The following is a 21,526-nucleotide window of genomic DNA, read 5'->3' as shown; positions in this document are numbered from 1 at the left end:
TTCCTTTAATTTTTATAGTGGTATTTATATGCTTCCAATAATTTATTGGTCTCGTCTTTGATAAATTCCAGACGATTAAAAGTGTCATAGGTGTAGGTAGTCTTTTCGCCTCTCGGATCGGTGATCGTACTTACCCCTATCAAAGGCTTATGTGTATAGGTCGTGACCTGGGTATTAGAAAGGCTTCGCAGGGAATTTTCCTGAGTAGGACTCAATCCTTTAGCCCCCAGATTAAAACCGGTTCCAAAACCTGTAAGCCCTTCGATTTGCGTATAGGTGGCATTTTCGATCCTGGCAACGGGATATTGCCCATTATACCCCCAGATGAAAGATGTACTGGGTCCGTTAGAAAGTGTATATTGGAGGAGATTAGCCTGGTTGTCATAGCGATTATACACCAGCCGCTGCTTATATCGGCTATCAGGGCTGAAAGCTGTTGGTGTGTTGTTATTCGTAGGAATTATCCCTTTGGCCCGATTAGAGAACTTAAAAGAACTCAGTGTCACCGGTGTAGAAGGTTCCAGAAGTGATTCGGAAGATTTTAATCCTTTCCCCCCTTCGTGGTATTTGGTAAGACTTCCCGAAAGAATGGTTTTAGCACCTCCTTTATCCTGATAAGCAATGCGCTCAATAGGATAGTTAATAAGGTGCCCGGATTTCATGTCCTCAATAAAAGTGGAACCGGAAGCATAATCTGGGGGATAGGTTGTCACTGTTATTACCTTCGTCTCATCACTACGGGTGGTCTCTGTTCTTGTGGGGAACAAGTGATTCTTATTATCATAGGAATATTGTGTAATTTTTTCAATAGGACCTCCTTCTCTTTGATGGTCTCTTTCCGTAATACGGGTCAGTTTGTAACATCCGAATCGCAGGTCATAATTCCGGCGTTGAAAGTCATCCCACCTAACGGCATAACAGTTTCCTGAATTATACATTTTCCGATGTACATTAACTGAATATTCTCCAGGGGTTTCAAATAGTGAATAATCATAAATCTTTTCTTTCACCAAACGATAATTTCCGGTTTCATTATCATAAGCATAATGTTTCTCAGACGGTATCTTGTATCCATCCAGGGTATTGTTTAAATACTCCCTTTGTCCGGGAACATTCGGATTATAGATACTGTCAATAACCATATTGACATCTGCACTATACACTGTTTTCCCATTAATCTCTCCTCCCGATCCATATTTTTTTTTGGTTACGGAATTATAGATAATATGCGCGCCTTCTAAAGTAACTTGGGAATAAGATCCTTCTCCTATATAAATAACTTCGTTTCGAATATCCAAATGACAAGCACAGGGTAATGCAGTATCGCATTCATTGGCAGGTTTTTTCACCCGTGTTTTTTTCTTATAATAATTTTCGTTGAAATCTTTATCTGATCTCAGGATTTCCCCTATCCCGTTATCTCCAGTGCCATAAGAATATTTTTCAGTATTGGCCAATACATTATTTTTTGTATAGTGACTAATTTCAGCAATACGAAGTCCCCCTCCGCTAACTACTTTAGGTTCTACGGTAACATCTTTTATGGTATAAATTGAAGCTGTTACGTAAGTAGGTGAGAGTTGTGAAACCTCATCACGAACAGTAATCTTGATAGAATATTCGTGTCCTTTTATAAAATCAATCACCTCTTGAATATCCTTTGGAGAGGAGAAATCCTGATTATGAGACCATGCCCCCATCGATTTGTTATCGGTTAAATCCCTGATCTCTACCTTTTGCATCGTATTCACATCAAAAGGTCCTGGATCTCCATGAGGAGAAAAATGAATGTTAACCGTTCCCCGTGTAATAGCATTGTTCGGCCAAGTGAAATTTATCGTTTTTGTTACAGGATTTGTCATCCCTGCTGCCGTAACCCTTGTAGAAGGGACAATAGAATAATTAATCGGACTGGTGGTAGCCTCTGTCATATATTTATTCGATTCAAATTTGAATGATGAATATCCTCCCGGAGGGTAAACAATTTTTTGAAGCATCCCGGCCTGAATATGTTCTTCACTAACTCTTCGGTCAGCAGCCCCAATGTTTTTACTGCCAAACACTTGTTGTAACTCAGGAAGGGCTGGAGGTACATTCGGAAGGAACCCCTGATCTCTCCCATTGTAATATCCCCAATAATCCTGGGCAGTTGACTGTGTAGACGGTAGCTTCACCGATTGATTGTAGAAAAACTTATGGGTTTTATGATTGTTTTCCCCACTGAGATCAACTTCAGTCAAAGAAGTTAATTTTAACCTGTAATCGTACTGTAAAACTGGATTGTCTGTTGTGAAATAGGTATAATCAAAGGCAAATTTGCGAATGCGATCATACCTCCCGGAACTATTTTTGGTATGGACCGTAATGCTGTCAAGCATAGGCCCCGGATAATCTTTTCTCCCCGTATTAGCATGAAAAACCACTTTCCCGTTACGGAAAGTGATTTGCTTTAGCCTGGGTTCAGCTGTATTAATGAAGTCGGTTTGTTCACTGGTTGAATTAGAGAGATAATTGCCATTAAGACCGCTATAAATACTATAATATTTTCTCTGTACAAGCCATTCCGGTAGCGTTGAACGTCCTTCGGAAATAGGTGTGATAACCGCGCCGATTTCATATTCAAAAGAAATAACATCCGAACCATCCGCAGAGATCATTTTAGTCAGATACCAGGATTGTATATAATTTCTTAATCCTGCTGGAACCTCCGTAGCATTATCATTGAAAAACAGTTGTCTTTGTTCAAAAACATACCGTATACCATTTTCATCGGTAATTTCAAAAGCATTATTATCTTGCGAGGAGTTAGTCCATTTAATCTCTATAGGCTCGAATGGAACAGCTTCAAAAGCTGTCAATGATTTTCTATAAACAAATTTCCCTGCCTTTGAAGGGATGTTATAGCTGAAAAAATCCGGAGAAGAATCTTTGGAAAGATCCGCATATTTTCGGACTTCTTCTGCATCTGTCAGATTCATGATATCAAGAGTAGATGCATTGTGCTTAACCCAACCATCAGCCACTTCATCCGGAAGCCCTCTTACGGTTCGGGATATTACCCCGCCCGCGTTTAGCGAAAATCCAAGACCAGCCCAGGTAGCGACTTGACTTACTTTGATTCCTGAGGCATGATAATTTAAACTTATAGGAAGTGAAAGCCGGGGTGTTTCTATCGTATAGACAGGAATATTAATTTCAGGTCTCCCGGTAAGAGCACTAACCTTATAATCACCATACCGGTTGAATTCGGCCGCATTAGGTGTAAGAGGCGTGATTTTGGGAAGCGAGAATTCTGATTGAGCATGAACAGACTGAAATGATGCCATACATGTAAGTAGAATTGCCAGTAAAGGCGTGATCCGTAAAAAAAAGGTACTCGTAAATCTCATATTTGAAAAGTTTGATCGCTCCATAATTTGTTGTCTTATTTAAAGATTCATATTTTCTTGAGAAATTTGTCCAGTTTTTGCTCTATTTCTCTCATTCTCGTATTTCCCTCTTTTAATTTCTTGATTTCCTTATCCTGCTCCATGATATATAGCGTCAACTCCTCCACCTTCTCCAACAACTTCAGGTTCATTTCTTTAAGGTTAATACCTTCTTCTTCCATCTCCTTAGCAGAAGGAATTCCCGGCAAATGTCCTTTCTCTTTAATATGGGCTTGTACTTCTTCGAGGGAACGCAGATCATAACCTTCCTTAAACACATAATCCGGAGCTACGGCACCGTTCAGGTCTACTTTGACTTCCCGGGTATGAATTTTTCCTTTTACTGTAAGTTCAGCGTCCGGGGAAACAGTTCCAATCCCCAGGCGACCTCCTTTTGTTAGTAGAAATATCCGGTTGTCTGTAGGTGTATCACTGACCCTGAAACTGGCATTATCCACTCCGCCGGGAGATTGTATCCTGAAATACTTTAACCCCGCAGTAGCTCTCAACGCCAAGCTAGTCGCAGCTTCTGTGCCAACCTGCATAAATTCCCAGGGGCGATCCGTATTAAGTTTTAGCAAGGAAACACCATCCCCCCGGGCATAAATATCCAGTTTACTTTCCGGAGATGTAATGCCCAATCCGGTATTCCCATCAGGAAGTATGTATAGCCCCTTACCATTACTATAGGCATAACGTCCATGCCCCATATACAAATACTTAGGAATTTCTCCACTTCCCAATATTCCTATACCTGCATATGTATTCTCAACATTATTATCATGTCTGTATATGAACCCACGTGCCCAACCACCTGTTTTTTGAGGCCTTATCATTTCTATATACCCCCCATCCAGTTTAACGTTTGTCCCCTTTGCTGTAGGAAATTGATTTTGGGAAAAACCGAAATAACCTGATAACAAGATTAAGAGCAAGTACTTTTTTTTCATCACTAATTATTTTTTAGTTGTTGAATTTCATTTTTTAACTCCCGGATCATTTGTCCTTGAGTTTTTATCATTTTTTGTTGCTGGATCGTATAGAGTGTTAGCTCTTCTATCTTCTGTAACAGTTTAGCATCCATATCTCCCAAAAATATCCCATTTTCTTTGACCTCTTTGGCACTGGGAATATCCTTTAAATAGCCTTTTTCTTGAATATGTTGCTCTACTTCTTCCAGCGTAGGCAGGTTGTAATCTTCTTTAAAAACAAAATCACTCCAGCCATTTAAGTCTACTTTAACTTCCTTACTATGGACTACACCGTTTACCGCCAATTTAGCATCCGGTGATGTAGTGCCTATACCTGCATTACCGTTATACCCTAAAAAGAAGCTGTCTTCTCCGTAATTTACCCGGCCCACCTTGGCCGAAACCACAACATCGCCTCCTCCGTCGGGCAGTGTTCCTCCTATAATTTCCCCACCGCTCCATACAGACTGGTTCTGGTATACAGATAACACCGGAATATCTTTGGTAAAATTAACTTCGAGATAGGATTGGGTACCGTCGTAGGTGATCCGGGCTTTAGACCAAAGGCCTCCGTTACTGAGTGAAACGATATTGAGGCCTCCATAATTTGTTCCCCATCCTTTGAACCAGGAGATCTTAACAACTCTCGGAGCCGTGGCCCCTCCCTTCGTATATAACACGATTTCGTTGTATCCCCTTCCGGCCGGGGCATCCAGCGTGGCAACCCTTTTCCACCCGGCAGCATCTACGATAACATTTTTGGTGACTTCGGTCTGGGCATTTCCATTTAAAAAGGTGAGGAACAAGAGGGTGGTCAATAATGCTTTGCTCATCATTGTTCCGGACATAAAGTGTGCTGATGTTTTCATTTTGATTGCTTTTTAAACTGGTCAATTTCTTTTTGTTGTTTCCTGTTTTCCTTTATCAGGCTATTTATCCTTTCGTGTTGTTGTCGGTTTTCCTTTTTTAATTCAAGCACATACAGGGTCAATTCCTCTATTTTCTGTAACAACTTCGCATCCATTTCTCCCAGGAATATCCCGTTTTCTTCCACTTCTTTTGCACTGGGAATATCTTTTAAATGCCCTTTTTCTCTAATGTGCTGTTCTACTTCTTCTAAAGTGGGTAAGTCATAATTTTGCTCAAACACAAAATCACTCCAGCCGGTTTCTACCTTGATCTCTTTGGCGCGTATTTTACCGTTTACGGCGAGCTTCCAGCTACCGGGAGTGGCTGTTCCTATGCCCACATTTCCGCTGGAGTTAATGAGAAACCTGTTCCCTTCTTTGTATATTCGCCATTCATCTTTACTGTTCAATCCTGCAAACCAATTGACTTCACCGGAAGCTTCATACCAGGACCCGGCCCCTGACGAATGCTGTCCGATAAATATTCTTCCATCTACATGTAATTTTTCATTAGGAGATGTGGTACCTATACCTATATTACTACTAAAATAGTTGTCCTTACTCCCTCCAAACCAGGCGGAGTTATCCTTGCTGCCCGTCCATCCATCATGTTCCACAAAAAATCGTACTGCCTGGCCCTGACTCCTTACCTGGAAAATAGGATCTCCCGATGCAGGGTTATTCATTCTGTACACCAGGCCTGTAGCATTTTGAATACCACTACCTCTATGGTTTCCGTTAGCAGGGGCTTCCATAAAAATACTGCGTTCACCGGAACTGTTATAAGTAGCCTTGAAAGTTCCGTTAACCTCCAGCTTTTTAGAAGGAGATGTAGTGCCGATCCCCACATTCCCGGAGGCGGGAAAGGTGTTCGTTTGGGCATAAAAAACAAGAGGTGTTACTAAAAGAAGTAGTAATATTCTTTTCATGAGTATAAAATTTTATGTTTTGCATTTTACAACTTAATAGGCTACAAAAAATCCATACCAATCCCTGAACCGGGAAAGGCCTTCTGTTTTTAGGGGGAAGTGAAAAATAAGTCCTGACCGTTAAGTACAGGTTTAGGGGGAAGAAGTAATTTTTACTTCATTAGCTTTCCGGTTTTATTTATAGCACACAAGATACTTTTTCTCTTTTTCAAAAAAGTCAATCCCGTGTTACCTTTTTATTAATACAAATTGATTTATGTTGTAATATTATGGAAAATCGAGACAAATCACAACATTTTGTACCCTGCATTTATAAATTTCAGGTACTGTTTTTATATTTTCTATGGTATCATTAAACAGGCAAAGACCTGTAAAAAAACAATATATAAGAAGTAAACCTACATCATATAAATTGCCCTTATTCCCTGTTAATCCGCCCTTAAAAGAAACAAAGGAAATACACATTTACCACAATCCCTTACGGAAATCCGCAATTTACTTTGGTGTGGTAGGGGAGGTGGGGGCCGGGTTTGCACGGATAGGTTGTTTGGTTTTGGAGTTGTTTAGTCTTGGAGTTGATGAGTTGGCGGGTAGAAAGGACTAAAAAAACTATTATTTTATGACACATGATGTTTTCTTAAAATTTATCAACTTAGGTTAGGTGAAGGTTATATACGCCAGTACTTCTTGTAAAAGAAGAAAATTGCCGTACCAATTATCAAGAAAGTGAAAAGAATTATCCATATATTTATTCTTATATCTTCAAAAAAAGCAAATAGAGGTCTAATATATCTTGCATCAATTAACCAAAAAAGGATCAAACCAAGCGAAATATTAAGAACATTGTAAAACCACTTCATCTTAAAAAGCCTCGTCGTTATCATAAATATTGATATTCCCAAACCAACAATATATGTTAAAAAAAGCAATCCGATAGACCTAACTATTGAAAACAGGCAATAGATCATAATTATTACCAAAAGAATGTTTAATATTTTTCTTAAATTCATATTCATGGAATTAATTTATTATTGTGATTTTCAATGAATTCCACTGATGTCTTTCCACGCTCTCACCTGCCTCTTGAGCTTTATCTATTATCATTTTAGCTGATTTAGCAAAGTTTTCCTTTGTTGTTCTATCGCATATTTTTGAAGCGAGGAGCCCACATTTTCAAAATTAATTGTCTCAATAGTAGGTTCACTAGTAGTTTTAACAGGGTCCGTCAATTGCTTTTCCCCATGATCATCAATCTTTGAATCTCCCTTTACCTTATAGGTTGTTGAAGTCTTTGATGTTGTTCTTGTGGCACTTTCAGGGAGAGTTCCGTACATATTGACTTTAACCGTGGTGGATTCGGTATTTGTGGTTACTTTATAACTATTTGCCTCTTCAATACCTGATACTTCTTTCCCATTACTATCATAATATTGCCCTGTGACCATTGTAATTTCTGAAGTCACACTGTGAGTATATTCTTGAATTACCCCTTGTGATATGAACTTAGCTACTGATCCAAAATTATCTTGCATAGTAGAAAATTCAACATTATAGCCTTTTGTTGATTCTCCGGATGTCGGAATCGTGAGACTACATGTAGCGCAAGGTGTATCCCTATTTCTCACAAGTCTTACTTCATGTATTGCTGCAAAGACCTGGTCAATGAAAGAGGCTTGTGTACATCAACAACCGGGTTCCCGGTGAGGATGACGTGCTCTGAAATTCCTTTACTACGGATAAAACTAACAAAAATGAGGTTTAACACTTTGAAACATTGTTTTAGCTGCCCCTCGGAGACCTGTGCCGAGCACTTGCCAAAGCAGGGGCTCCAGCCGGATAATTATAGTTATAACAGGACTAAAATATTAGTGATCTTTATGCCTAACTCCTTTTTCCTTTTCAGAATCGGAAAATACACTAAAGGTCTCCAGGAAATAATCATATTTATCAAAATCGAAAACAAAATCTATCTTATCATTTATTAGACTGGAAATATTTTTATCTATTTTATATTGTTCGTAAAGTAGAGGGTCCTTTTCATAATTCCCAAAGATAGCTTTCAATTCATTTAATGAAAATTCTTCCTCTAATAGGATTTTTTCACCAATAAAGCCATCTCCAAATTTTTCATAGTAAGTAATAAATCTTTGTATTTTAAAATCTTTCATCATAGTTATTATTTTTTATCTGTTTTCCTGCCTGGTTTAGGGTCACTTTTTTTCTTTCCAGTTTCAGGATCATACCCTCCTTTATGTACTTTTCCCGTTTTGTCATAAACTTCGACTTCTCCATGTTGGGAATCCCACTCACCAATATCACCATTGGGCAAATGCCATCGTGCCCTTTCGTTTTTTCGTTTAACTCTTGTTGCTCCTGGAAAACCTGGAAGTGTCCTAGGTGGAGGGATATAACTAAGTGATTGAGTTATTATAGCATGATTATTATTGATAAAATCCTCAGCACCTAAAATTAAGCTTAATAATCCTGCTCCGGAAATTAACTCTCCTACCGCTACCACATCACCTGGCCCTGGTTCCGGGCCATCTATCAATGCTGTAGTCGCTGCAATAGATAAAGTAGACGCCATAAAAAAATCTTCATCAACATCCACTAATTTCCGCTTACCTCCTCTAAAAAATTCATTTTCTACTTTGTTTTTTGTTTGGGTTTCAACAACTACTTCATCCAACACAGTAATATTCTGAGTGTCACTATCCCTGTAATCATCATAAATATCTTCCTTGGGACAGACAATCTCGTTACCCTCCGGATCAAAACATTTACCTCCGTCCGGGTCATAAGCAACTACCGGATTATTTCCCATAGCCACATAAGGCGACATAAACTGCTCATAAGGATCAGGAGTATGGAATCCCTCAGAGAGGGGCTTTTCATATTTTATCTGTCATTCAATGTAGTAAGCTGCGAAGTCAGAGACATTCGCAGAGCTCCCTCGAGGATACACTTCGTTGAGCAGGTTTATCATTTTTATTGATATGTGATCTTTTTTGACATTTTGTTCAATTTTTGGAATTTGTTTTCAATCTACAAATTAACACACTGGAAAATATTACATCAAAGAACATCCGTAGTTGGCATGTCCTTATCTTGAAGGAAAAAACTTGTCCAAGAAACATAATCCCATTTCAAATTATCAATAGCGACACCTGAAAAATCAAATTCTTCTATATTGAAATTTATGGGTAAATCAATGGACCACGAATTTGATATTAAAGATATTGTCTCTAAAACTTCAAAAACAACTTTATCAGGTATTATATTTACTAAATCATGTCTGACCTCCAGATTAAATAATGACTTGTCTTTCCAATAAGGCTCCAAAATAACAATTTTAGCATTAGGCATAGTTTCCAAAATATTCTTAGAAAATTTCTCTGCTTTATTCTTCTTGTCTGTATTTAATAGAAACCTCCAATAAATCTCTTTCTTCATAATAATTTTAATACTTGATGAGTGATTTTACCATCTAGAGATACATTTAAATGTTTACCATTGTTTACCATCTTTAGATAAATGTCCAAGTTGTGCCTTCCCTTTGGCAGAAAGTTGCACATCCCATTCAAATGCTTGTCCTTTTGTTCTTGAAGGACCCTTTTTCCATATATTCCCAAACTTATCCAAAAATCCTCCATTCTTTCTAAAAATCTTTCCTGATTTGACATCCACCGCTCTAGGGATAAAACGAATTTTCCCTTTAAGTGGTAACTGTGCAACTTTAACTAAAGACCTGGACGAAGTAGCTATTTTAGGAATAGATAAATTTATTGGTTTTCCTGGACCTCCGATCAATCCTACTGCACCAAGCCCTCCTAAATAAGGCCCTATGATCACCTTTCCTTGGTCATCCACATGATAATTTCCGCCAGGTCCTTGCTCCACCCGATATCCTTGTAAGTTTTCAGCTACTTCAGCAACAAGATGGCGCCAACCGGATAATTCAGTTATAAAAGGTTTGTTACTATTAAAATAAAACTACCGGAAATTTAGGGAACTTCGCATAATACTTTGGCCCTTATCTTTTTATGCTGTTTTGTAATTGATAATATATTTGAATATTTCAAAGATTAGGTGCCACGTTCCCTTTTCTACATTTAACGTAAACCTATTACCATTACGAAGGTGAAGGTCTATGGTCTGGTTGTTAAATTTGGTAGATTCTTCATTCTTGATCTTTTCAAAATCGACTCCAGTAATTTCTTCTAATACTATTTGATTCAACTTATTAGGTAGTATTAATCTCATGTTTGTTAAACCCCATCTGATTTGTTCTTTTTGATATTGCATTATTACTTCTTCATCTGGATGCAAAAAAATATTATGACCTAAATTGTTCACTAGGTCCTTACTATCAAATAGATAAGTATCTACAAACTCTACACCACTTCTTTTTATTTTACTTTTAATTATGGATGCTTTAACAATTTTCATTATAACTGTTTTACTAATTTAATTGATGTCTTTGATGTTCTTTCCAATGTATAACCCAATTTAGCTGCGGCCTTGGGGTTGACTGTCAATATTTTTTTGTTAACAATCTCAATCCCCTCAATAACAATTTTTGTAGCTCCAGCAGTTTTGGCTTCTGCTTCAATTGTTTTTACTAATTGAACTAAACTTGTCCCTTCACTTAGACTGGCTAGCGATTGTATCGTTTTGGTGTATACTCCGCTCTGCGGAGTTTGCAACTTCGCAGCCCAAACTTTCAATGAAAACAAAGAAACGAAAAACGCCTCTCTGAGGTGTATCCTGATCTCTCACAAGTCTTACTCATTTATTGCTGCAATGACCCGGTCAATGAAAAGGTTTAAACAAGTTACAAAAATGTGGTTCACCCTTATGAAGCACCGTTTTGGAAACTCCTCAGAGACCTGTGCCGAGCGCTTGCCGAAGTAGGAGCGCAACGTATTGGCCTATCTTGATGTGCCGTGGGCTGCGAAGTCGGAGACATTCGCAGAAAGCATACTTAGTAGAGCAGAAAATCAAATTATCATTTCTGCTTGTAGTAAAATTAAATCTTTCATCGTTAGTTCGCAAAATGCTTGGAAAGAGATTTCACTTGAGCCTCCATCACCACCAGTTCTATAAATAATACATTTCTCAGAACAAAAATCTAAAATTAATTTTGCATAATCAATGTAGGAACTATTGCTATCACTAACTATATATTCATTAACAATTTTTCTTATAAAGGATTCTTTATTTTTAATCTTCTCACCAAAGCTAATGATAAAACTATTTGTATTTGATATAAAAAACTTTGAAGCCATATGAATAACATCTTGCTTCAATTCTATCAGAGTTCCAAACATAGAATAATCCTCCGATAAGCCAACTTCCAGTTCAAAACAATAATCTGAAGAAAGTTTAAACTCCTTTTGTATAAAACCTTTATAAGACCTTATTTTTGATTTTTGTTGTTGGCTGAACTCGCAAATAAACAGATATGAAGGAGTTTCAGATATCCTAAAATATGCGTATAAAAAATCTTCATAGAGACCAAACAAATCCTCTCCTTCAGATTCAGCGTTGAATAATATTTCAACTATTCTTGTTTTCTCTAACTTCTTCCTATACGGACCACTTAGTTTGTTTAGGTCAAAACTTTCGTCTGTATTCCAAGCGTTCCAATAAAAATATGTGTTGGATAAATTATTATGCTGTTTAATAGAAATCATAAATTGTGTTAATTATCGTAATAGTGGTGTTGTTTGAGTTTGCCACCCTTTTGTCCTGCATTGAAATGGCGACCTTGTATACCTCCATCCTTATAAATTTTGGCATTATCTCCTCTGATAAGTATTTTTTTGCCGCTAGAGTTTGTATACTCATATACTTTAAGTAGTTTTCCGGTCCCTTTTTCACGTACATTGAAAACTCTATCAGGTTGTTTACTTCTAGGTACTTTGTTGACAGCTTTAGCTTTTCTAAATGCTTGCCTTCTAGTAATACTATTTGTATTCAACTTAAACTTTGGGATCTTCTTAGGACCACCTCCTATTAAACCAACTGCACCAAGCCCTCCCAAATAAGGCCCTATGATCACCTTTCCTTGGTCATCCACATGATAATTTCCACCAGGTCCTTGCTCCACCCGATACCCTTGTAAGTTTTCAGCTACTTCAGCAACAAGATGGCGCCAACCGGATAATTCAGTTATAGCAGGAGCTATTTTTCTTCCTCTGTTTATATAAAGAGAATTTAGCTGTGAACCCTGAGAAATGTTAGGTGTGGTCTCCTCGGATGGGGTTACAGTAACACCGTCTAAAACAGTAATATTCTGGGTGTCACTATCCCTGAAATCATCGTAAATATTTTCATCGGGACAGACAATCTCGTTACCCTCCGGATCAAAACATTTACCTCCGTCCGGGTCATAAGCTACTACCGGATTATTTCCCATAGCCACATAAGGCGACATAAACTGCTCATAAGGATCAGGAGTATGGAATCGCATAAGGGTAGGAGAATAATGCCTTAAATCAAATTCATACAAGTTCAATCCGAGGCTCTCGCTGTATTCCTGGCCCTGGTATTTGAATTTCTTGGCAGTACTATTCCCCAGGGAGGAAGTTATATTGTTATACCCTTGATGCAATAACCCGCCGGGATAATAGTTGTTTTCTTGTATGATGTCTAATTGCGGAGCACTTGTCGTTCCTGTATTTGTATAGGATAATCGAACGTTGCCTATATGATCCTTATACTGGTACACATACTTGTACGTATTGTTCTCCTTAGTTACATACCCTTCCGGATGACTGAAAAATGCCAAAGAACCGTTTTCATAAATATAACCGTTATCGTAATCTGTGGTGGTTATATTCCCGCCATTGTTCACCACCTTTTTGAGCTTTACCCCATCGGCACCATAAAAATAGTTAATCTTTTTGGTACCGGAGTTATTGAATTTGATTTCTGCGGGTAAATTCAGGTGATTGTACGTAACGCCTGTTATTCCTTTATTGGCATCCGATGTTAAGTTACCATTAGGGTCATAAGTGTAATCATCCCCGGTATTGCCTCCATCCTTAAAGCCATAAGTTTTATTGGCATTATCCGTTACTTTCAATAGCTTATTCCCGGTGTTATAATCGTACGACAAGTTGTCCATTGCCCCAAAAGAAGTCGCCTCGCTGTTGACATGTCCTTTCCTTTGTAGGATATTAATATTACCATTTTTATCATAAGTTACCCCATGCAGGCTATACCGGTCCCAATATCCTCCCCCGGCAAATTGGGCATCCGTGATCCGGTTCAAGGCATCGTAATGATATATATACCAGAATTTGGATTTGTTGTCCGATTGTGTTTCCCAGTTTACTTGTGAAATATTACCATTGAATAAGGGCTCCGAAGTACTATGTGCAGGACTGTTATAATGGATCTGGAAGGCAAATAAGTCACCGCCAATAGCATCCACCTTGTTGATTTCCTTTAACCACCCTCGTACATTATAAGCATAGTTTATCGTTTGTAAAGGCTTGCCCGGCGTATTTCCCACTTTCTTTTCTATTAATTGTCCCAGGTCGTCATACACATTTTCGGCGATAAGCTCACCTGCCGGGCTGATCGAAGCACTAAAGCTTATACTGCTGGTGGCCTTAAAGTGAAAGCCGGGTTTTAAGGTAATGGAATTGCTGGCTATCTCATGTTGGGTTTCTGTAAGGGCATCATCAAAGACGGGGTTCTCCCCTGTGGTATCTCCTCCGCAATCCCCGTTGATACACTGTAATTGCCGTATTAACCGCCCCGAATGGTCGTATTCAAACTTGTCTACGGTTACTATAGCGGGATTACTTCCCCGGGTATGGGTGGTTCTGCTTTCCAATACTTTACCGGTAAAGTCCGGCTTGTATTCTACAATATCCGTAGTATTCAGGTAGGGGTTTTTGCTGGCCGTATAGATTACCCGGCCCTTTTTGTCATAACCGGTAATCGAAGTGATCCAGTGATCCGTGCCTAGTACCCGGGTCTTGTTCACCGTTGGCAGTCCCGTAGGATTGGATTTCTTTGATTTTCCGTATACTGTAGCAGGAACACTCAGCCCGGCTGTGGCCACGTAAGTGTCATAATAGTTAATCGTATGGATTTCATCCATAGCAGTTGGTATAGCTACATTACTATAATAAACAGGTGTATTGGCATAATTGTTAACCGTTTCAGTCCTGGCAACATACTGTTTATAAGCCGAAGTGAGATTGGCTTTCTTTTGCAGGGCTTCCCGGGATTCTGTGGTGTTTTTAACTCCTGTGTAGGCCACCCTTCCCAAAGCATCGTACTTAGTGAACAACCATTGGTTTTTGGTTTTTAAATTGGCATCCCGGGTCAGTACCGGTTGGTCCAAAGTATTGTAAACAATTTCTTCCCACCCTTTACCGGGAAGTTTCTTTTCCACCTGGCGGTTCCTGTTATCATAAACGTACTGGTAGCACAACTCCTCAAGTTTTGTAGCATCAGGCTTGGCCGAATGGGCTCCGGCTTTGGGAGACAATACATAGGTGAGATTGCCGTAATCGTCATACACGTAATAGGTATCGTGTTTCTGCTCATTGTTATAAGTTCGTCTTAGGACTACCCGCCCCTGTTTATCCTTAAATTCTTCTGTAGTATGATCCTTGCCAGTCTCGTGGTTTTCATCGTAAGTAACTGTTTTATACAATTCACCTGTTTTGTAATACCCGTTATCAATATTGGTATTTAATTCCAAAGCAGGTATATACGTAATAACTGTATTGACTTCGGATTTCGTAAGATTTACTTCATAGCGTCTCACTTCGTTGGCCGTATTGATATCGTAATCAAATTCGATTTCATGACCATTACCAAGTTTCCAATCCTTACCCGGAGCAGCCTGTTTTTCCACACGATTCAAAGGGGAAGCTTCAAACTGCTTTTGGGAATAGGCATTCGCCTGTACATCAGTCATTCCGTCAAAGTCTTCGACATACCCGGACTTATAGTACTTTTGAGTCTGCAAGGCTATATCTCCCGTACGGAAGGAACCATAACTTCCCGTGGCTGCCGATGGTACAAAAGGCAAGTATTCCTTATCCTCGCGTCCAAAAGCATCATAACCAATATGTCTTACCACATCCTGCATTCGGGGGGACTGTCGTATGGATACTTCTTGTTTGGGACGTCCCAAACCGTCATAATATACCACAGATTCCATGACATCCCGGTTTTCTGAGACACCTTCAGGAGTAGTCATCCCCTTTTGGTAGCTGCGGGTATAAATATAATTTTCATCATCGCTTAATATCACAGAAGTATAGGAAGCATCCGGACAACCACTATTTTCTCCCCAGGTACCCGGACAATTATCCCCGGCCTGGGCTATATAGTTATCCGGCTGGGTACAGGATTGTTTCGTATCTGCCGGGTCACCGAAACCATCCTCGTCATTATCTGCGTACCAGGTCTTCTTTTGAGTCACCGTATAATTTACCGTTCGGGCGGTACTCCAACAACCCGAACTGCTATTCCTTGCCCTAAGATAATATACACCACTCTCTTCAAAACTAACACTCACAGCAGAGTTGGAAACGCTGGTGCCGCCGGAACTACTCTGCCAATACCAGGTCACTCCACCTGGCGGAGTGCCACGGGTTAGGGTCGTAAGTTCACAATCATTGGTTATGGTTGGTGCAGCGGGAATACCCGGCCTGCCACTTATGGTATAATTTATAGTACGTGCAGCACTCCAGCAACCCGAGCTGTTATTTCTTGCTTTAAGATAATATGTTCCATTCTCTTCAAAACTCACATTTACGGAAGAATTAGAGGTGCTGGTCCCCCCGGGGCTGCTCTGCCAATACCAGGTTACTCCGCTTGGCGGAGTGCCGCGGGTTAAGGTTACATTGTCACAGTTACTTGTTATACCGGGAGCAGAAGGCACCCCGGGAATATTATCCGGAACCGTTACCGAAACAGCCCCTGAGCTATTACTCCAGCCGGTACTGTTATAGGCCCGAATATAATACGTACCACTACTGGTGACCTTATAGGTATTGCGCGAATCACTTTTACTGGTGCCATTAGCATTTTTACCCTGCCAGTACCAATATGTTCCGTTGGGAGGTGTCCCTGTACGCGATAGGGTAACTTCGCCGCAACCGGTATTACTCACATATGGATTAGGCGGTGCACTAGGTTTTGGTAAATCTGTTATTTGTACAGGGAAATAAATATTCCCACCAGATGATCCGCTTCCACTAAAAGTAACAAATATTGATCCGCTACTCCCTCCGCCATCCCATTTTATAGTGGCACCGTTACCCACGGAGTGCTGTAATGTCCCGCCACCTATCTGCCAATTGATATTGGTTAGCCCCGGGGGATTTCCACTACTACTGGTCACTAAAGAATAAGTATGTGTAGTCCCGTAAGAGACTACGTCCGGGCCCATGATTTCATATTCCTGACCCAAAACAGGAAAAGTTGAAAAACAGGCTATCAGGAATAACAGTGTGCTTATCGTATTTTTTCTCATGTTCAAATGCTCAAAGGTGATTAGTTCTTATAGTGGTACTTATACTCTTCCAGTAATCTATCCGTATTGTCCCGAATAAATTCTAACCGGTTAAAATCATCATAGGAATAGCTCGTTTTAACTCCATGAGTATCCGTAATAGTACTTACTCCTATCAAGGGACTGTAGGTATATGTGGTGATTAAAGCTTCCGGAAGGGCATCCCGAAGATTGTTTAATGCTGTAATCAAATTTACCTCTGTTCCCGTATTGGATGCATTTTTAGCCGTTGTAATTAAGCCCGAAGGGATGCTGCTGTAGGATTCTATATTTTCTATTTTGGCTATGGGATACTCTCCGTTATATCCCCATATATACACTATACGAGGCCCGTCGGTAATAGATATCTCTTCCGGATTGCCATAATTGTCGTACCTGTGATATTGAATACGGCTCTCCAAATCATTATCTCCCCTGGAAGTTTCCCGGTATTCCGGTAAAAACAAATTTGTTCCCCAGTTTCTGTAACTCGTTCTTGATGATCCTAAAAGAACTTCATCGGACTCACCGTTTTCCAGGGTGTAATTTTTCTTTTCAATTACCGGGGACAAAATATTTCTCGAAACCATTGTAGTATAAGGAGCGGCTGAATAATCTCCGGGATAGAAGTAATCTTCTCTTAAATCATCTCCAAGACTGGTCTGGGTCCGTTTCTTTTTCAAGAATAAATGGTTGTTATACTCGTATTGCTCCCGGGTTACTGAGTTACCACTATTGTAATAAGAAATTACTTCAGTACTATCGAGTCTTTGACGGAGTTGATTAAATTCAATATTATAAAAGGTAAAAAAGTACGCTTTCAATTTAAGGTGAGAGGCGTTCTTCACCACTTTAAAAACATCTAATCCATGAGCAACCATGTTAGCATTATGAGAATAGTACTTATTAATAATTTTGAGCGTATCTAAATCAGTGTTTAGATACACCGTTTTATTCTCGAATGTAGTTCCAAAAGTCTTATCATAGTAGAATTTAAGTAAATGAGCATCACTATGTTCCCAGGGATATCCTTTGCCTACGGACCACTCATCTGTTCTTCTCTTCGCTATAAAAGAAGTATCAAAATAGTGCTCTATTATGCCACTATTAGATGTTTCGGCCCCTATAAATTCTGTTACCTTTCCATAAATTATCGGAGAGCCATTAATAGCCACATCACAATTCGCTGAAGAAGAAGCTGTCATTGTATTGGAAATAGGATTTGTTGTTCTGTTATAAGTTTTCATATAATGACTTTGATAATATTGATCCGAATTGAGTCTGTAATACGGATCTGAATATTGATAAGTCCTTTTCAAATCACTATCCCCGGTCCTATTAATGATGGATTTTACCCGAATTCCTGCCGTATAATCGTCATTTCCTTCATATTCAAATATACGTTCTCCCCCGGAAGGAAAAACAACTTTTTTTAATGCTCCTGTCTTCGCGTAATTATAATCCGAAGACCTGTCGGCATCTCCAAAGATATTAGCGCCGCTATACGGAGCCCAAAAAAGATCGGGTAGCAGATTCACATTGCTTTTCCCATTATAATACCCCCAATAATCTATATAGAAACTATTTTGCGCATTACTATTAAAAGGTTCATCTCTAATTGGTGGAAATTGTCCATTTTCATATTCAAAACTATATCTGGATATTTCTGTATTCCCAGAGTCTAAAAAACTAAGCTTATCTAATTTATACCAGTTCTTACGACCAGCATTAACATTCGTAAATTTTGAAAGATCAAATCTGATCGTCCGAATAGGATTAGTATTGTCTTTCTGATATATTTTTATGTTCTTTAATAAACATTCCGGATAATCATTTAAATAATTGAATTGTATATAACCGGATTTAAACGCTATGCTTTTAATCCTCTTTTTGGTGTAATAATAAACGTTGTGATTTACCGTGCTACTTATAGTATGAGCCCCACCTACTGATGTTACGGACTTACTGAAATGAACATTGTGATTTTTAAAATATTTTGATCCACCGGCATCGGAAATGACATCTTCATAATTAAAATGGATGGTGTCTCTTTTGTTTTCAGATACTATTTCCATCAACATCCATGATGTCTTACCGGAAGGGAAATCGGGAGACGAAATATTTGAATAATTTTCGTATGCAGACTCGGTTTCGTTCAAAGATTTTCCAAACCTGTACAAAACCCCCGATTCATCCAGGATATCAAAATACTGAAATTCATTATCACTAAAAGCGGGAATAATTTTGACAGGCTGATAAGGCAGTAATTTTGGCTTTAAAAATTCACTTAACTGCTGGTTTCTTCCAAAAACAAATTTGCCCGATTTTCCGTTCGGCAAGACAAAAGAAAACAAATCAAGAGATGCATCCTTATGTCCCAGTGCTATTTGATCCAGGACCAAGGCATCATCATCCTGCTCTAAATTATTGTTATTACTCGAAATGTCGGCTTCCAAAGGAATATTAAAGTTCCAAAATTTCTCATCAGCTTTATCATTTATTGACCTTGCAATAAGGCCAAAAGCATTTAACGACCACCCCAGGCCTACAAATCCGCTAACATCCTCATTGGGTTTAAGACCGGAATAACTATATGACAAAGAGATAGGAAAGCTTATATCTTTATACTTCACATTATAAACAGGAATATTCATGTTTGGAATACCCAAAGACAATTGATTAGGAAAATCAATAAACTCAATAAATTTTTGAGACTCTGGTGAGGGGGGGATAATTTCAGGCAATTCGTATGACTGTCCTAAAATAAGATTGGAAGTCATTACCATACATAAGTATAAAATTTTTCTCATGTCCGAGTACGTTAATATTTTTAGTAAAAATGTTTATTTCCGTTTAGCAAAACAATTAGAAAAGAATTACTCTTGTTTTAAGCGGGCTACTTCCTCTTTCAGAGAAATGACATATAACGTCAATTCCTCCACCTTTTCCAGGAGCTTAAGATTCATTTCTTTAAGGTTAATCCCCTCTTCTCCCATCTCCTTAGCCGAAGGAATTCCCGGCAAGTGCCCCTTTTCCTGAATATGAGCCTGTACTTCTTCTAGGGAACGCAGCTCATAGCCCTCCTTAAATACATAATCCGGCGCTACTGCACCGTTCAGGTCCACTTTGACTTCTTTCGTATGGATATCTCCGTTAACCGTTAATTTGGCATCCGGAAGATCGGTCCCTATACCTACTTTACCGGAAAAAACGGATTTTGAATAGTGGTGATATGCTGCGTTGTTCGGTGTAAAATCTTCCAGGCTGTTATAAACCTCTTCGTGAAGTACCTCGTTTTGTTGGGTGTGGTAATAAGAGACCAGTTTCATCTGTTCCGGAGCCGTAGTTTTGGCCCAACCTGTGAACCGAAACCCGGAATTGTGCTGGTAATTCCTGTAGGGGACCTCAAGGGCAAGATATAACACGCCATTATACCTCACTTTTTTCAGCTTCCATTGCTCTGTTGCATAAGAACCATTATAATTATTTACGGAAGTTACGCTTCCGTGTGTAGAGGTATAACCAGTACTGGTATTAATATGTGCCACATTTGTACGGTCATGCCCTGATCCTCGCAGGGCAACCAAAGTTCCCACGGCGTAATTCTTGGAAATCAATTCTCCGTCATAGATGGCATGTAATAAGATCACGGCACGCATATATGAAGTATGCCCCGTAGCCGGTATATTAATGGACACATGATTTCCGGGAGCGATATCCGTTACCGTTTGTCCGTAAAATGTAAGAGGGAATGCAAATAATAAAAGTAAAAGTTTTTTCATTTTTCAGATTGTTTAAGGTTGGCCAGTTCGGTTTCCAGTTTTTTAATTCGTTTTTCCTGTTCTATAGTGTACAGCATCAATTCTTCAATTTTTTGCAAAAGCTTAGCATTCATCTCTCCCAAATGAATACCGTTTTCCTTAACCTCTTTGGTATTGGGAATGTCTTTTAAATGCCCTTTTTCTTTAATATGCTGCTCTACTTCCGTAAGAGTCGGCAGATGATATCCTTCTTTAAAAACAAAATCACTCCAGCCGTTCAGGTCTACTTTAACCTCTTTACTGTGTACGACTCCGTTCACTGCCAATTTAGCATCCGGAACGGTGGTTCCAATCCCTACGTTACCGTTTCCTTTTATGATCATTTTTTCTTCCGGGCCATTATCTCCGATCATACGAAACTTTACTACATCCCCACCGGCAGAACCTACATGTAAAGTGCCGGAACTGTAAATCTCATTCGAATCTGCTATTAAGGAACTATTCCCGTCGGTAATAGTAAAGTAACTTTTTGCAGGTTCCCAGGAAGAGGCCAAAGTCCCCTGTCCTTTTACTTCCAGTTTTGCTACGGGTGCCAATGTTCCTACTCCGACATTGCCGTCCCCTTTTATAACCATCTTATCCACGGCCCCGGTTTCATTGACACTTCCGAACTTTATATCCCCGTTTGCCGTCCCTATACGCATGGTTTGAGAACTGTAAAGTTCATTAGGATCTATAATCAAAGCATTGTTGTTGTCCTTTATGGTCAAATAACTGTTTGCGGGATTCCATTTTGCTCCGATGGTCCCGGTATTGTGTACCTCTAATTTTGCTTCCGGGGAAGTAGTCCCTATTCCAACCTTCCCGGATGCGGGGAAAGTATTGGTCTGGGCGTAAAAAGCAAAAGGGAGCATCAGGGATAAAATCCCCAGCCTGGCCCTCCCCCGGGGGGAAGGGACATATTTCCGTTGTATTGATTTTGTGAATATTTCCTTCAT

At 39.3% G+C, this 21,526-nt stretch carries 16 protein-coding genes; all 16 read right to left on the bottom strand.

All coding sequences use genetic code 11. The features are described 5' to 3' along the window. Positions 1-5 precede the first annotated feature (5 nt). A complete protein-coding gene (locus LS482_RS08590) occupies positions 6-3,326 on the bottom strand; it encodes a hypothetical protein (RefSeq protein ID WP_233031368.1) in 3,321 nt (1,106 codons plus the stop codon). A gap of 110 nt (positions 3,327-3,436) precedes the next feature. Next, the gene (locus tag LS482_RS08585; RefSeq protein ID WP_233031367.1) at positions 3,437-4,378 is read right to left on the bottom strand and encodes a tail fiber protein; all 942 of its coding nucleotides are present in this window, start codon (positions 4,376-4,378) and stop codon (positions 3,437-3,439) included. 2 nt (positions 4,379-4,380) lie between these two features. Then, the gene (locus LS482_RS08580) at positions 4,381-5,268 is read right to left on the bottom strand and encodes a hypothetical protein (protein ID WP_233031366.1); all 888 of its coding nucleotides are present in this window, start codon (positions 5,266-5,268) and stop codon (positions 4,381-4,383) included. Next, positions 5,265-6,236 carry a hypothetical protein gene (locus LS482_RS08575; RefSeq protein ID WP_233031365.1) on the bottom strand — a complete coding sequence of 324 codons (972 nt, stop codon included), beginning with the start codon at positions 6,234-6,236 and terminating at the stop codon, positions 5,265-5,267. Before LS482_RS08575 ends, LS482_RS08580 begins: the two co-directional genes overlap by 4 nt. 1,100 nt (positions 6,237-7,336) lie before the next feature. Then, positions 7,337-7,768 (bottom strand): hypothetical protein, encoded by a 432-nt coding sequence (locus tag LS482_RS08570; protein ID WP_233031364.1) that lies wholly within the window; start codon positions 7,766-7,768, stop codon positions 7,337-7,339. Positions 7,769-8,101: 333 nt separating this feature from the next. Continuing rightward, on the bottom strand, positions 8,102-8,407 hold the full coding sequence (locus tag LS482_RS08565) for a DUF7683 domain-containing protein (RefSeq protein ID WP_233031363.1): 306 nt from the start codon (positions 8,405-8,407) through the stop codon (positions 8,102-8,104). A gap of 5 nt (positions 8,408-8,412) precedes the next feature. Then, complete coding sequence (locus tag LS482_RS08560; protein ID WP_233031362.1) at positions 8,413-9,060, bottom strand: colicin E3/pyocin S6 family cytotoxin; 648 nt, start codon at positions 9,058-9,060, stop codon at positions 8,413-8,415. Positions 9,061-9,311: 251 nt separating this feature from the next. Beyond that, a complete protein-coding gene (locus tag LS482_RS08555) occupies positions 9,312-9,689 on the bottom strand; it encodes a hypothetical protein (protein ID WP_233031361.1) in 378 nt (125 codons plus the stop codon). A gap of 54 nt (positions 9,690-9,743) precedes the next feature. Further along, the gene (locus tag LS482_RS08550; protein ID WP_233031360.1) at positions 9,744-10,136 is read right to left on the bottom strand and encodes a polymorphic toxin type 17 domain-containing protein; all 393 of its coding nucleotides are present in this window, start codon (positions 10,134-10,136) and stop codon (positions 9,744-9,746) included. Positions 10,137-10,277: 141 nt separating this feature from the next. Beyond that, a complete protein-coding gene (locus tag LS482_RS08545) occupies positions 10,278-10,685 on the bottom strand; it encodes a hypothetical protein (protein ID WP_233031359.1) in 408 nt (135 codons plus the stop codon). Further along, the gene (locus LS482_RS08540) at positions 10,685-10,942 is read right to left on the bottom strand and encodes a hypothetical protein (RefSeq protein WP_233031358.1); all 258 of its coding nucleotides are present in this window, start codon (positions 10,940-10,942) and stop codon (positions 10,685-10,687) included. Before LS482_RS08540 ends, LS482_RS08545 begins: the two co-directional genes overlap by 1 nt. A 294-nt stretch (positions 10,943-11,236) precedes the next feature. Then, the gene (locus LS482_RS08535) at positions 11,237-11,932 is read right to left on the bottom strand and encodes a hypothetical protein (protein WP_233031357.1); all 696 of its coding nucleotides are present in this window, start codon (positions 11,930-11,932) and stop codon (positions 11,237-11,239) included. An 8-nt stretch (positions 11,933-11,940) separates the two neighbouring features. Then, the gene (locus LS482_RS08530) at positions 11,941-16,749 is read right to left on the bottom strand and encodes a DUF6443 domain-containing protein (protein ID WP_233031356.1); all 4,809 of its coding nucleotides are present in this window, start codon (positions 16,747-16,749) and stop codon (positions 11,941-11,943) included. 20 nt (positions 16,750-16,769) lie between these two features. Beyond that, complete coding sequence (locus tag LS482_RS08525) at positions 16,770-19,577, bottom strand: RHS repeat domain-containing protein (RefSeq protein WP_233031355.1); 2,808 nt, start codon at positions 19,575-19,577, stop codon at positions 16,770-16,772. 66 nt (positions 19,578-19,643) lie between these two features. Next, positions 19,644-20,549: a tail fiber protein gene (locus LS482_RS08520; protein WP_233031354.1), complete on the bottom strand. Its 906-nt coding sequence runs from the start codon at positions 20,547-20,549 to the stop codon at positions 19,644-19,646. After that, positions 20,546-21,526: a hypothetical protein gene (locus LS482_RS08515; protein WP_233031353.1), complete on the bottom strand. Its 981-nt coding sequence runs from the start codon at positions 21,524-21,526 to the stop codon at positions 20,546-20,548. Before LS482_RS08515 ends, LS482_RS08520 begins: the two co-directional genes overlap by 4 nt.

Source organism: Sinomicrobium kalidii, from assembly GCF_021183825.1.
Lineage (GTDB): Bacteria > Bacteroidota > Bacteroidia > Flavobacteriales > Flavobacteriaceae > Sinomicrobium > Sinomicrobium kalidii.
The sequence above is the reverse complement of the archived record's forward strand: the minus strand, read 5'-3'. Positions and strand labels throughout refer to the sequence as shown.

Bases quoted from the DNA above. Each gene is read 5' to 3' on its own strand.
- LS482_RS08525 (WP_233031355.1), bottom strand. From the start codon at position 19,577: ATGAGAAAAATTTTATACTTATGTATGGTAATGACTTCCAATCTTATT.
- LS482_RS08585 (WP_233031367.1), bottom strand. From the start codon at position 4,378: ATGAAAAAAAAGTACTTGCTCTTAATCTTGTTATCAGGTTATTTCGGT.
- LS482_RS08565 (WP_233031363.1), bottom strand. From the start codon at position 8,407: ATGATGAAAGATTTTAAAATACAAAGATTTATTACTTACTATGAAAAA.
- LS482_RS08560 (WP_233031362.1), bottom strand. From the start codon at position 9,060: ATGGGAAATAATCCGGTAGTTGCTTATGACCCGGACGGAGGTAAATGT.
- LS482_RS08530 (WP_233031356.1), bottom strand. From the start codon at position 16,749: ATGAGAAAAAATACGATAAGCACACTGTTATTCCTGATAGCCTGTTTT.
- LS482_RS08575 (WP_233031365.1), bottom strand. From the start codon at position 6,236: ATGAAAAGAATATTACTACTTCTTTTAGTAACACCTCTTGTTTTTTAT.
- LS482_RS08580 (WP_233031366.1), bottom strand. From the start codon at position 5,268: ATGAAAACATCAGCACACTTTATGTCCGGAACAATGATGAGCAAAGCA.
- LS482_RS08555 (WP_233031361.1), bottom strand. From the start codon at position 9,689: ATGAAGAAAGAGATTTATTGGAGGTTTCTATTAAATACAGACAAGAAG.
- LS482_RS08535 (WP_233031357.1), bottom strand. From the start codon at position 11,932: ATGATTTCTATTAAACAGCATAATAATTTATCCAACACATATTTTTAT.
- LS482_RS08570 (WP_233031364.1), bottom strand. From the start codon at position 7,768: ATGCAAGATAATTTTGGATCAGTAGCTAAGTTCATATCACAAGGGGTA.
- LS482_RS08520 (WP_233031354.1), bottom strand. From the start codon at position 20,549: ATGAAAAAACTTTTACTTTTATTATTTGCATTCCCTCTTACATTTTAC.
- LS482_RS08545 (WP_233031359.1), bottom strand. From the start codon at position 10,685: ATGAAAATTGTTAAAGCATCCATAATTAAAAGTAAAATAAAAAGAAGT.
- LS482_RS08590 (WP_233031368.1), bottom strand. From the start codon at position 3,326: ATGGCATCATTTCAGTCTGTTCATGCTCAATCAGAATTCTCGCTTCCC.
- LS482_RS08515 (WP_233031353.1), bottom strand. From the start codon at position 21,526: ATGAAGGAAATATTCACAAAATCAATACAACGGAAATATGTCCCTTCC.